Origin of the sequence: Cupriavidus sp. UBA2010 (assembly GCF_002335265.1) — a bacterium.
GTDB lineage: Bacteria > Pseudomonadota > Gammaproteobacteria > Burkholderiales > Burkholderiaceae > Cupriavidus > Cupriavidus metallidurans.
Genome location: NZ_DDCI01000009.1, coordinates 335,564 through 347,921 on the forward strand (window position 1 = coordinate 335,564; position 12,358 = coordinate 347,921).

Annotated in this window: 12 protein-coding genes; 4 read left to right on the forward strand and 8 right to left on the reverse strand. The window is 64.4% G+C overall.

Annotated elements, in window-relative coordinates; all coding sequences use genetic code 11:
- Positions 1-29: 29 nt before the first annotated feature.
- Entirely contained in the window at positions 30-809 is a 780-nt protein-coding gene (locus tag B2246_RS04950; RefSeq protein ID WP_008643432.1) for an oxepin-CoA hydrolase, alternative type, read from the reverse strand.
- Positions 810-875: 66 nt separating this feature from the next.
- Positions 876-2,399 (reverse strand): 3-hydroxyacyl-CoA dehydrogenase, encoded by a 1,524-nt coding sequence (locus B2246_RS04955; RefSeq protein ID WP_008643434.1) that lies wholly within the window; start codon positions 2,397-2,399, stop codon positions 876-878.
- Between the two features lie 176 nt (positions 2,400-2,575).
- Here B2246_RS04955 and B2246_RS04960 point away from each other — a divergent pair, with 176 nt between their 5' ends.
- On the forward strand, positions 2,576-3,217 hold the full coding sequence (locus B2246_RS04960; protein WP_008643435.1) for a glutathione S-transferase: 642 nt from the start codon (positions 2,576-2,578) through the stop codon (positions 3,215-3,217).
- A gap of 60 nt (positions 3,218-3,277) precedes the next feature.
- On the opposite strand, the gene B2246_RS04965 is transcribed toward B2246_RS04960, so the two are convergent.
- Together B2246_RS04965 and B2246_RS04970 are read right to left on the reverse strand one after the other, a co-directional pair.
- Positions 3,278-4,447: a pyridoxal phosphate-dependent aminotransferase gene (locus tag B2246_RS04965; RefSeq protein WP_286879961.1), complete on the reverse strand. Its 1,170-nt coding sequence runs from the start codon at positions 4,445-4,447 to the stop codon at positions 3,278-3,280.
- 48 nt (positions 4,448-4,495) lie between these two features.
- Positions 4,496-5,035 (reverse strand): putative toxin-antitoxin system toxin component, PIN family, encoded by a 540-nt coding sequence (locus B2246_RS04970; RefSeq protein ID WP_286879963.1) that lies wholly within the window; start codon positions 5,033-5,035, stop codon positions 4,496-4,498.
- Positions 5,036-5,075: 40 nt separating this feature from the next.
- Here B2246_RS04970 and yaaA point away from each other — a divergent pair, with 40 nt between their 5' ends.
- Both yaaA and B2246_RS04980 read left to right on the forward strand, forming a co-directional pair.
- Positions 5,076-5,861, forward strand: coding sequence for a peroxide stress protein YaaA (gene yaaA, locus B2246_RS04975; RefSeq protein WP_008643440.1), 786 nt, complete (start codon positions 5,076-5,078; stop codon positions 5,859-5,861).
- Between the two features lie 18 nt (positions 5,862-5,879).
- Entirely contained in the window at positions 5,880-7,022 is a 1,143-nt protein-coding gene (locus B2246_RS04980) for a M14 family metallopeptidase (RefSeq protein ID WP_008643442.1), read from the forward strand.
- Between the two features lie 95 nt (positions 7,023-7,117).
- On the opposite strand, the gene B2246_RS04985 is transcribed toward B2246_RS04980, so the two are convergent.
- The 3 genes from B2246_RS04985 to B2246_RS04995 form a co-directional block, all read right to left on the reverse strand.
- Positions 7,118-7,912, reverse strand: coding sequence for a BspC domain-containing protein (locus tag B2246_RS04985; protein WP_368013931.1), 795 nt, complete (start codon positions 7,910-7,912; stop codon positions 7,118-7,120).
- Positions 7,913-8,163: 251 nt separating this feature from the next.
- Positions 8,164-9,036: an N-formylglutamate amidohydrolase gene (locus B2246_RS04990; RefSeq protein WP_286879966.1), complete on the reverse strand. Its 873-nt coding sequence runs from the start codon at positions 9,034-9,036 to the stop codon at positions 8,164-8,166.
- 20 nt (positions 9,037-9,056) lie between these two features.
- The gene (locus tag B2246_RS04995) at positions 9,057-10,043 is read right to left on the reverse strand and encodes a Bug family tripartite tricarboxylate transporter substrate binding protein (RefSeq protein ID WP_008641723.1); all 987 of its coding nucleotides are present in this window, start codon (positions 10,041-10,043) and stop codon (positions 9,057-9,059) included.
- A 148-nt stretch (positions 10,044-10,191) separates the two neighbouring features.
- On the opposite strand from B2246_RS04995, the gene B2246_RS05000 reads away from it, so the two are divergent.
- Entirely contained in the window at positions 10,192-11,094 is a 903-nt protein-coding gene (locus tag B2246_RS05000) for a LysR family transcriptional regulator (protein WP_008641724.1), read from the forward strand.
- Between the two features lie 81 nt (positions 11,095-11,175).
- Here B2246_RS05000 and B2246_RS05005 read toward each other — a convergent pair whose 3' ends face one another.
- A complete protein-coding gene (locus B2246_RS05005) occupies positions 11,176-12,351 on the reverse strand; it encodes a vWA domain-containing protein (protein ID WP_286879970.1) in 1,176 nt (391 codons plus the stop codon).
- Between the last annotated feature and the right edge of the window lie 7 nt (positions 12,352-12,358).

Consider the following 12,358-nt stretch of genomic DNA (forward strand, 5'->3'; position numbering starts at 1 on the left):
GTCCTTATGTGTTGTGTCTTCTCGGGGGCTTAGCGGTAGTTTGGCTTGCGCTTCTCGAGGAACGCGCTGATGCCTTCTCCACCGTCCTTGTGATGCAGTGCGGCCACGAAGCTGTCGCGTTCGGCGGCCAGGTGCTCGGTCAGGGTCGCGGTGCCCGCGTGGTTGATCAGCGCCTTGATGCCGCTGACCGCGTTGGGCGATTCCTTGGCCAGGTTTTCGGCGATGCGCAGCGCTTCAGTCAGGGCCTGCCCCGGCGCCGCCACGCGATTGACGATGCCGAAGTGCGCCAGGCGCGCCGGATCCACCGGCTTGCCTTCCATCATGATCTCGCTGGCAAGCTGGCGCGGCAGCATACGCGCGATCTCGTACGAGCCGCCACCGTCAGGCGTCAGACCGACCTTGACGTAGGCCATCACGAACTTGGCATCGCTGGCGGCCACGACGAAATCGCACGCCAGTACCAGCGAGAATCCCGCGCCGGCGGCCGGGCCCTCGACCGCCGCGATGATCGGCTTGGGGAAGGCGTGGAACGACTCGATCCACTGGTTGAGGACTTCGATGCTGTCTGCCTGTACCGACGGTGGTTGCGAACGGTTGCCGAGCAGTCGGTTCAGATTGCCGCCGGCACAGAACACGCCATCGGCACCCGTCAGGATCACGGCACGGATCGAATCGTCGCGGGCGGCGACTTCGAGCGCTTCCGCCGAAGCGGCGTAGATGTCCGGATGCAGCGCGTTACGCGCTTCGGGGTTGGAGATGGTCAGTACGAGCGTCGAGTCGACGCGTTCGGAAAGTAGTTGGGCGGTCACGGCAGCCTCTTGATCTGGCGGAAATGAAAAAGGCGCCCCGTGTCTCGTCGGGGCGCCTGCGTGGGGTCAGGCTTCTTCGGTCAGCAACGACAGGCCAAGTCCGGCGCGGCGCCACAGCCACGGGCTCGGACGGTAGCGCATGTCGCCGGTCAGGCGGTTCAGGTTGCGCAGGACTTCAAGGATCAGGTCGGCGCCGATCGTGTCGCCGAGTGCCAGCGGGCCCTTCGGATAGCCCAGGCCCAGGTGCACGGCCAGGTCGATGTCGGTCGGGGTGGCGATGCGTTGCTGCGCGATGTCGCTGGCGATGTTGACGATGCAGCTGATCACGCGCTGTGCAACGAATCCGGCCGAATCGCGAATCACCGTCACCGGCACGCCGTCGCTGGCGAACAGGCCGTGCGCGGCGTCGCGTGCGGCGGCGCTGGTGGCCGGCGTGGTCATCAGCGTGCGGCGCTTGGTGGCCTCGAACGGCATCAGGGTGTCGATGGCAACCACGCGCGTGGCGTCAAGGCCTTCCTCGAGTGCAGCGGTGGTTGCGTCCAGACCCAGCGGCGTCACCACGATCAGCGCGTCAGCCGGCGGCTGGTTGCCAGCCTCGACCGTGACACCCAGGGCGGTCAGCAGCTTGACGGTCATCGCATGGCCACGCTCGTTGGCGCGGCTCACCCACACGCTGGCAGGGCGCGCAGCCGGCACCGGCGCGGCGGCCGGTACCTGCTTCTGGCCGTTGGGGTACGCGTAGAAGCCCGCGCCGGTCTTGCGGCCGAGCAGGCCACCGACCGAACGCAGCGACGTGATCGGCGACGGACGGTAACGGGGCTCCTGGTAGAACTGGTTGTAGATCGACTCCATCACCGGGTGCGATACGTCAAGACCGGTCAGGTCCATCAGCTCGAACGGGCCCATGCGGAAGCCAGCCTGCTCGCGCATGATGTTGTCGATGTCGACGAACTCGGCCACGCCTTCCTGTGCAACCTTGAGCCCTTCGATGTTCATGCCGCGGCCAGCGTGATTGACGATGAAGCCGGGCATGTCCTTGCAGCGCACCGGCGTATGGCCCATGCGGCGCGACAGTTCCATCAGGCGGTCGCCCACGGCCGGGTCGCCCGAGATGCCATCCACGACTTCCACCACCTTCATCAGCGGCACCGGATTGAAGAAGTGATAGCCGACCACGCGACCGGGCTTCTTCGCGCCCACGGCGATGGCCGTGATCGACAGCGACGAAGTGTTCGACGCGATCACGGCATCATCGCGCACGACGGCTTCAAGCTTGGCCACCAGGTCACGCTTGACATCGAGCCTCTCGACGATGGCTTCCAGCACCATGTCGCACGCGGCCAGGTCTTCCAGCGCGGCGCAGGCCTTCACGCGGGCCAGCGCGGCCTCGCCGTCGGCGGCGCTCATCTTGCCTTTCTCGGCCAGCTTGGTGAAGGTATCCTGCAGATACTGGCGTGCTGCCGCCACGGCCTGGGCATTCGTGTCGAACAGGTTGACGGTCAGGCCAGCCTGCGCGGCGATCTGGGCGATGCCGCGGCCCATGGCGCCAGTGCCGACGATGCCGAGCGTTTGGATGGTGGAATTGCTCATCGTTCGTCCAAAAAAGTTGTGGTTAAATTAGCACGATCGTACGTTTTTTGCACTTGCCGCGACAGACGGGGCGCGCACGCCGCGTGCGCTGATCGGACAGAAACGGCAGTGCGGGGAACGATGAGGCGACTTCGGGTCGACTCCGACGATCTCACACTACTACGGAGAGAGACAACATGCTGAAGCTCTGCGGCTTTGCGGCCAGCAATTACTACAACAAGGTCAAGCTGGCGATGCTGGAGAAGAACCAGCCATTCGAGGAAGTGCTGGCCTGGCTGGGGCAGACCGACCTGCAGGCCTCGCCGCTCGGCAAGGTTCCCTACATCATCACCGATGCGGGCCCGCTGTGCGAGTCCGAGGTGATCGACGAGTATATCGAGGCGGCCTATCCGGGGTCGCCGCTGTTGCCGAAAGACCCTTATCAGGCCGCCAAGGTACGCGAGGTCATCACGTTTCTGGAGTTGTACCTGGAACTGACAGCGCGCGAACTTTACCCGGAAGCGTTCTTTGGCGGCAAGGTCAGCGACAGTATCAAGGAGCGCCAGCGCAAGCTGCTCGACCGGTACATCCCCGGCTTCGCGAAACTGGCGAAGTTCTCGCCCTACATCGCGGGCGATACTTTCACGCTGGCCGATTGCGCCGCCATCTGCCACCTGCCGCTGATCTCGTCTTGCACGAAGATCATCTACGGCGAAGACCTGCTGGCCGGCCTGCCGGCCAAGGATTACCTGAAGGCGATGGCCGAACGCCCGTCCGTGCAGAAGGTCAACGCGGATCGCAAGGTGAATCTGGAGCAGATGGTCGCCAGGAACAAGTAAGAAGGGGGATCACCCCACTTCCACGTTGTGGGAGTGGGGCTGGCAAGCCTCCGATTCGGATCAGAGCCTTGCCAGGCGATCCAGCGCCAGCTTCAGCGTCTCTTCCTTCTTCGCGAAACAGAAGCGCACGACGCCCGATTCGCGCGGCGTGGAGTAGAACGCCGAGACCGGAATCGCGGCAACGCCGATTTCGCGCGTGAGCCACATCGAGAAATCGGCCTCGCTCATATCGGAGATCGCCGAGTAGTCGACGCACTGGAAGTAGGTGCCGTCCGATGGCAGAAGCTTGAAGCGCGTGCCGGCCAGACCGGCACGGAAGTAGTCACGCTTGGCCTGGTAGAACCCGGAGAGGTTCAGATACGGAGCCGGATCGGCCATGTAATCCGTCAGCCCATACTGCACCGGCGTGTTCACCGTGAACACATTGAACTGGTGGACCTTGCGGAATTCGTTCGACAGCGCGGCCGGGGCGGCCACGAAGCCGACCTTCCAGCCCGTCACGTGATAGGTCTTGCCGAAACTCGACACGACAAAGCTGCGTCGCGCCAGTTCGGGATGGCGTGCCACCGACTCATGCCGCTGGCCATCGTAGACCATGTGTTCGTAGACCTCGTCGGATAGCAGCAGGATGTCGGTGCCGGCCAGCAGGTCGGCCAGTTGCTGCATGTCCTCTTCGCGCCAGATCGTGCCCGTCGGGTTGTGCGGGGTGTTGATCATGATCATGCGCGTGCGCGGCGTGATCGCGGCGGCCAGCTTGTCGAACGGGATGCGGAACAGCGGCGCTTCCAGCGTCACGGGCACGGCCGTCGCGCCGGCCAGTTCGATCGCAGGCAGATAGCTGTCGTAGCACGGTTCCAGCACGATCACTTCGTCACCCGGATGCACGGCGCAGAGGATGGCGGTCAGCAGGCCCTGCGTGGCGCCCGCGGTCACCGTGATCTCGGTGTTCCAGTCGTAGGTGTGTTCGTACAGCTTCGCGATCTTGGCGGCGATGGCCTGGCGCAGTTGCGGCACACCGGCCATTGGCGGGTACTGGTTGTGACCAGTGCGCATTGCGTGCGTCACGGCATCGACGATGCGCGGATCGCAGTCGAAATCCGGGAAGCCCTGGCCGAGATTGACGGCGTTCTTTTCGGCCGCCAGTGCCGACATCACGGTAAAGATCGTGGTGCCCACCTTGGGCAGACGCGACAGGGGCGGATTCAGCGGGGCGAGATTGGATTCAGCCATGACGGAGCTTGAAAGAGTAGAAGCGGGGCAATCAGCCAGAGCGACATTCTAGCCGCGATCATCGGGCGGCACCCATGCCGCCAGCCAGCCGCCGAATGCCAGCGGCGGCAGCACTTCCACCCCGCTGGAGCGGCGCAGGCGGCTGCGGAGCTTGAGCACGGCCTTGTCCTTGGACACCAGCAGCGCCGCGCGCGAGAAATGGGCGAGTTCGATGAACTTCTGGTCGTCAGTGTCCTTGCACTTCGGCAGGCGGATCGCGTCAGCGTCTTCCTGGGTGGGCGCCGGTTCTAGTGTGGTGACGCGGTCGACCTCCGCCAGCGCGGCGTCGATATCGACGGCAAAGCGGGTGAACTGGGGATAGGCCAGCACCCGGCGCAACTCCTCCCGGCAGTCGGCCCGGATCACCGGGGCGATGGCGCCGGCTGCCAGCGCGGCCCGGATCGGCTCCACATGCGGGTCGCGGAAGACCAGCAGGTCTACCCAGATATTGGAGTCAAGGACTACCCGGGGTGCGGAAGTGACGGAGAGGGCGCCGGCATCGGGGCCGGTGCTGGAGTTGGCATCGTGGCCGGTGTGGGTGGTGTGCATTCGCTACAATCTGGTCTTTGTTTCTGCCCGCGATTTTGCCATGCTCATCGTCCTGTCTCCCGCCAAGTCCCTGGACTACGAGACACCCCCACGCGTCAAGACCCATACGCTACCGCGTTTCATCGACCGCTCGGCCACGCTGATCGAGCGCCTGCGCAAGCTGGCCCCGCAGGATGTGGCGTCGCTGATGGATATTTCCGACAAGCTCGCGGTGCTCAATGTCACGCGTTACGCCGACTGGTCGCCCGAGTTCACGACGGCCAACAGCAAGCAGGCCGTGCTGGCCTTCAATGGCGATGTCTACGACGGTCTCGATGCGAAGACGCTGTCGACCGACGACCTTGCCTTCGCGCAGAAGCACATCCGCATCCTGTCCGGCCTCTACGGCGTGCTCCGGCCAATGGACTGGATGCAGCCGTATCGCCTGGAAATGGGCACGCGGCTCGACAACGCCGCCGGCAAGGACCTCTACGCGTTCTGGGGCGACGACGTCACGGCGTTGATCAACAAGGATATGGCCGAGCTCAAGCACGAGGGCTCGCAGACGCTGGTGAACCTGGCGTCCGAAGAATATTTCAAGGTAGTGCGCCCGAAGGTGCTGGCCGCGCGCGTGATCACGCCCGTGTTCGAGGACTGGAAGGGTGGCCGCTACAAGATCATCTCGTTCCACGCCAAGCGCGCGCGTGGCACGATGGCCCGCTACGCGGTCACCCATCGCGTGACGGATCCCGCGCAACTGAAGCGCTTCAACGAAGACGGCTACGCCTTCGACAAGGCCGCGTCCGACGATGCCCGCTGGGTATTCCGCCGCCGTCTGGAAGACTGAGAACCAAGGAGCTACTTCATGACCTCAGCGCTGCATATCTCCACGCTGTTCGATTCGGGTGCGATCGAAGTCGAAGCCCTCGATCGTGCCGACGACATCCGCCTGCGTATCCGCGCCGATTCGCACGCCGACTTTCGCCAATGGTTCCACTTTCGGCTGCAGGGCGCGGCCGGGCAGGCCTGCAGGCTCCAGTTCCTTAACGCGGGCGAATGCACCTATCCGGACGGCTGGCGCGACTACAGCGTCGTGGCCTCCTATGACCGGGCCCACTGGTTCCGCGTGCCGACGCGCTACGACGGCACCACCATGACCGTCGACTTCAAGCCCGAACACGACAGCGTCTGGTTTGCGTATTTCGAACCGTATCCCGAGGAGCGGCACCTTTCGCTGCTGGCCTCCTGCCAGCGTTCGCCGCTGGCGAAGCTGTCGCACCTTGGCAGCACCGTCGATGGGCGCGACCTGACCTGCGTGACGCTGGGTCAGCCAGGGCCGGGCAAGAAGACGGTCTGGATGATCGCGCGTCAGCATCCGGGCGAAAGCATGGCCGAATGGTTCTGCGAAGGCGTGCTGCAGCGCTTGACGGGCACCGGCATGTGGGCGGGCGATCCGGTGGCGCGCAAGCTGCTCGATCGCGCCGTGTTCCATATCGTGCCGAACATGAATCCGGATGGTTCGGCGCGCGGCAACCTGCGCACGAATGCCGCGGGCGCCAACCTCAATCGCGAATGGATGCAGCCGAGCCTCGAGACGAGCCCCGAGGTGTATCACGTGCGCCGGGCGATCGAAGCCACTGGTGTCGATCTGTTCTTCGACATTCATGGTGACGAGGCGCTGCCGTACAACTTCGTAGCCGGCAGCGAGATGCTTCCTGGCTTTACCGCAGCCCAGCGCGACCAGCAGTCGCGCTTCATCGAGGCGTTCAAGCGGGCCACGCCGGACTTCCAGGACGTGCACGGCTACGCTGCAAGCAAGTACAACGCGGACGCACTGAAGCTTGCCTCGAAGTACATCGGCCATACCTTCGGCTGCCTGGCCCTGACGCTGGAGATGCCGTTCAAGGACAACGCCGACCTGCCAGACCCGGTGCTGGGCTGGAACGGTGCGAAGAGCGGCCTGCTTGGTACGTCGATGCTGCAGGCGGTTCTGGAGTATCTGGGCTGACGGACGTGATCAGGGTTTGAAGCGCCAAGCGCTCCCTTTCCCGCAAGCGGGAGAGGGAGGCGGGCCTGCGTCTCAGTCGCAGTCGGCGCAGGGCCTTACTGCTTCTTCTTGGTTGTCGTCTTGGAAGATGTGCTCTTGGAAGACGATGTCGATTTGGACGTCGAGCTTGCCTTGCTGGACTTCGACGACGTCGATGCCTTGGCGGTGCTCTTGCCTTTTTTCTTCTTCGAGTGCGACGTGGCCACGGCGGGTGCCGCGGCTGGCTCGCTGATCGTCTCGCCGCTGCTGTTGAGCAGTTCGTACGCCAGCATCATGCCGTTGTCGTAGCCGCAGCGGACCTTGACCGGTTGCCATTGCGGTTCCCCCGAGCGGCGGTGTGCGCTGGCAGCGAACGTCACGACGGAGCTGACGACTACGGACTGCTTGCCCGACGAGAACCGGCTTTCCCAGCGCTCCTCGGTGGCCTGATCCTGGGCAAGTGCGCCCGTGGGGATCTTCAGCGCGTCATAAGTCGCCGACCGCGGCACCACCCAGCTGGCGTGCGCGGCGCAATCGGCTACGTCGGCCGATGCATTCTCCGTCTTCATCAACTGATCGCGCATTTGCGCGCGATATTCGGCCAAGCTCACGCGGCCCCTGTCGGGTAGCGTGACCGTCGTCGTGGGCGGGCTCTTGCCGTTGGTGGTCGGGGTCTTGGCGGCCGTCGCCGAGGCGGGGCCGGGGGCTACGGGGGTGGCGGTGCTGGCAGCGGGCGAGCCGGGCTGGCCAGCCACGGCTGCGGTCTCGTCCGTCGGTGCGGTGGCGCAACCGGCGAGTGCGATCGCACCGGCCACTGCGGCAGACAGCATACGCAGCCGGCTGCCGAACAGTTCGGAAATTCGTCGGATCACGGGGTCGTCTTTGCTCGGTGAAGCAAGGAGGGGTTAGTGAAGGATTGCCATGATAGAGGAATCCCCCGCGGCAAAGTTCCTAAATGTTGTTACCCTTCATTCTAATTGCTTGCAACCGTCGCGATCCCCGTGGATTTGGGTGTGTGCGATAGCAGAGAATTGCCGAGTCACGCAACTCTGGCGAACCCCGAGGCACGCGTGCTGCGTGCCTCGGGGCAGGGCGCCATTGCGGCAGCCCTTTGATCCGTCGGTCAGATCGTGCGCGCGAAGCGCAGCAGCTCGTCCATCAGCGCGTTGAGGTCGCGCTTGAGCTTGTCGAACCCGGCGCTGTGCGTCAGGCCGACTTCATCCATGTACAGTTTCCTGTTGACTTCCAGCTGCAGGCTGTGACGGTTGGCCTGGGGCTGACCTACCACGCGCACGATTTCCACGCCCTTGTAGGGATGGTTGCGCCACACGTCGTAGCCCATGTCCTTGAGTACGCTTTCCACGCGATCGGTGAAGCGGGTATCGCAAGTCGTGCCGTCGCGGTCACCCACCACGAAGTCCGGATGCTGCAGGCCCGGATGCTCAGTCGCGTATTGCGCGGCCTCGCTCGGCATCGAGTGGCAGTTGATGTGCCATACGCGGCCGTGGCGGGCTACGGCCTGGTCGGACAGTCGCTGCAACTGGGCGTAGTAGGGCAGGTAATAGTTGTCGATGCGCGCCTGCAGTTCGGCCACGCCGAGCTTGCGATCGTAGATCGGCTCTCCGGTGTCCAGCACGCGCCAGACCAGGCCCTTGCCGAGGCGCGTCTTCGACGTTTCCTGCTTGGCGCCGGGCCACGGCGCGTCGAGCAGGGCTTCGTCGATCTCCTCGAGACCGCGGTTGGCGTCGAGGTAGCTGCGCGGAAAGCCCGCGCAGAGCAGCGGGATGCCGCGCGCGGGCGCGTCGGCATAGAGCTGGTCCACGAACGTGTCTTCCGCCTGCCGCAGCAGCGGCAGGGGCAGGTTGCCGGCGAAGCGGAAGTCCGCCGGGTACGTGGTGCAGCTATGGGGGGAATCAAGAAAGAGCGGGCCGCACTCGCCTTCCGGCATGTGCAGGAAGTACGGGCTTTCCGCGGTCTTTCGGTCTGCTTCGGTCATGCTGGGTTACCGGTCCGTGATTAGTCCAGGGAGATCTTGGCGGCAGCGGCCACGCGCTTGTTCTTGGCCACTTCGGTGGCGATCTGCTGCGCGAAGTGCTGCGGCGTGTCGCCCACCGGCGTGGCGCCGAGTTTCTCGAGCTTGGCGCGCACTTCCGGCATGGCCAGCACCTTGATGGCGGCGGCGTTCAGCTTGGCCTGGATGTCGGCGGGCAGCTTGGCCGGGGCGATCAGGCCGAACCATGCGGCGTCATTGACTTCAGGCAGGCCCAGTTCGGCGAAGGTCGGCACGTTCGGCAGCGCGGCCACGCGCTTCGGCGCAGCCACGGCCAGCGCGCGCAGCTTGCCGCCTTCGATGAACGGCAGCGACGACGGCAGGTTGTCGAACAGCACCTGCACCTGGCCGGCCAGCGCATCGTTCAGCGCGGGGCCCACGCCCTTGTAGGGCACGTGCAGCAGTTCGGTCTTGCTGCTCATCTTGAACAGCTCGCCCATCATGTGCGACACGCTGCCATTGCCGGCCGAGCCGTAGGCGATCTTGTTCGGTTCCGATTTGGCCAGCGCGATGAACGACTTCATGTCGGTGGCCTTCACGTTCGGGTTGATGCTCATCACGTTCGGCACGGAGGCCAGGTTCGTGATCGGCGTGAAGTCCTTGGTGGCGTCGTATTGCAGGCGCGGATACACGGCCGGGTTGATGCCGTGCGTCGATGCCGTGGCGATGCCGAGCGTGTAGCCGTCCGGCGTGGCCTTGGCCAGGTAGCCGGTGCCGATGCTGCCGCCGGCGCCGCCGCGGTTGTCCACCACCACGGCCTGGCCCAGTTGCTGGCCGAGCTTGTCAGCGACGATACGCGCGACGATGTCGGTGGTGCCGCCAGCCGGGAACGGCACGACGAGCGTGATCGGCTTGGTCGGGTACGTGCCTTGCGCCAGGGCGGGCAGGGTCAGGCCGGCGGCCGCGAAGGCGGTGGCGGCGGCGAGGATCTTGAGCAGGGGACGGCGTTGCATCGTCGGGATTCCGGTGGGGATTCAGGGAGCGGAACTCAGCAAAAGCTGAATTCTTTAGCTCTCGTGATTCTGCTTTCCGATGCAAGATGCGCGCAAACGAAATAAAATCCCCGGATCATTCCAAATGGTATTGAAGTAGAGGTGACCTATGCGACGCTTATGTCCGTCGCTGACGGAATTGCAGGCATTTGAAGCCGCTGCGCGGCACAACAGCTTCACGCTGGCCGCCCGGGAGCTTCACGTCACGCAGGGGGCGGTCAGCAAGCAGGTACGCAGTCTCGAGGCGTTCCTGGGTGTCGAGCTGTTCGAGCGCGTGCGCCAGCGCCTGATGCTGACCGGCGCGGGGGAGCGCTATCTGGAGCGCATCCGGCCGAGCCTGAACGAGATCGAGGCGGCCAGCGTGGAACTGATCGCGCGCAAGGGGCGGGGCGGCATCCTGCATATCGCCAGCATGCCGACACTCGGCGCCAAGTGGCTGATTCCGCGGCTGCCGCAGTTTTTCGCCCGGCATCCCGAAGTCACGCTGGAGTTCGTTCCCCATGCGCAGGGCTACGATTTTTCCCAACCTGATCTCGATGCGGCGATCCGCTTTGGCGACGGCGTCTGGCCGGGGAGTCTCGCCGACTACATGACCGGACGCGAAGTGCTGCCGGTGTGCCGGCCGGGATTGCTCGCGCAGGAGCCTGGGGGCGCGGTTGCATCTCCCGAGGATTTGCTGCGTTACCCACTGCTGCATCACACCACGGTGCCAGAGGCGTGGCCAGACTGGCTGTCCGAACTGGGGGTGTCCACGCGCCAGGCGTGGAGCGGGGCGCGTTTCGATCAGTTCTCGTTGCTGACGCAGGCGGCGGTGTCGGGGCTAGGCATCGCTCTGATTCCGCGCTGCCTGATCGAAGAGGAGATTGCCACCGGCACGCTGGTGGTGGCGCATGCCGCGCGCGTGCTGGCCAAGAAGGGGTATTACCTCTGCTATCCGGAACAGAAGGCTCACCTGCCGGCGCTGCAGACGTTCCGGGCCTGGCTGATGGAGGGTGTCGACGTGGTGGCGTAGCGGCCCGGCAAGCGCTCATTCCAGGCGCTAACTCCGGGCGCTAACTCCGGGCGCTACGTCGATGCATGGCATCCGCTATTTTTACTTCGACAGCACTTTCATCGCTGCCTCGAGCCCCGCGATCGTGACCGGATACATGCGGTTCTTCATGATCTGGTTGATCACGGTGATCGACTGGCGGTACTGCCAGAGGCCTTCCGGCTCGGGGTTCAGCCACACGAAGCGCGGGAACTGCTCGATCATGCGATTGAGCCACACGGCGCCGGCCTCGGCATTGTTGTACTCGACCGAGCCGCCCGGCTGCAGGATCTCATAGGGGCTCATCGTCGCATCGCCGACAAAGATCACCTTGTAGTCGGGCGTGTACTTGTGGATGAGATCCCACGTGGCGATCTTCTCCGCATGGCGGCGGCGGTTGTTCTTCCACACGTAGTCGTAGAGACAGTTGTGGAAGTAGTAGTACTCGAGGTGCTTGAACTCGGTCTTGGTGGCCGAGAACAGTTCCTCCACGCGCTTGATGTGGTCGTCCATCGAGCCGCCGACATCCATCAGCATCAGGACCTTGACCTTGTTGTGGCGCTCGGGCCGCAACTTGATGTCGAGCATCCCCGCGTTGGCGGCGGTGGAGTGGATCGTATCGTCGAGATCGAGTTCGGTGTCGGCGCCCTCGCGCGCGAAACGGCGCAGGCGGCGTAGTGCCACCTTGATGTTGCGCGTGCCGAGTTCGACCTGGTCGTCGTAATCCTTGTACGCGCGCGTCTCCCACACCTTGATCGCGGTGCGGTTGCCCTTGGACGGGCCGCCGATGCGGATGCCCTCGGGGTTGTAGCCGCTGTGACCGAACGGCGAGGTGCCGCCCGTACCGATCCACTTGTTGCCGCCCTCGTGCTTTTCCTTCTGCTCCTCGAGCAGTTGCTTCAGGCGTTCCATCAGCTTGTCGAGGCCGCCCATGGCCTCGATCTTGGCCTTTTCCTCGGCCGACAGCTCGCGCTCGAGCGTCTTCTGCAACCAGTCGAGCGGAATGTCGCTCTTCCAGTCGATCAGGCTCTCCACGCCCTTGAAGTATGCAGCGAAGGTCTGGTCGAACTTGTCGAAGTGCTTCTCGTCCTTTACCAGCGTCATGCGCGACAGGTAATAGAACTCGTCGATCGACGGCGCGATAACCTGCGCGCGCAGGGCTTCCAGCATCGTCAGGTACTCCTTGACCGATACCGGCAGCTTGGCGTGGCGCAGCGAGAAAAAGAAATCGATCAGCATGGGAAAC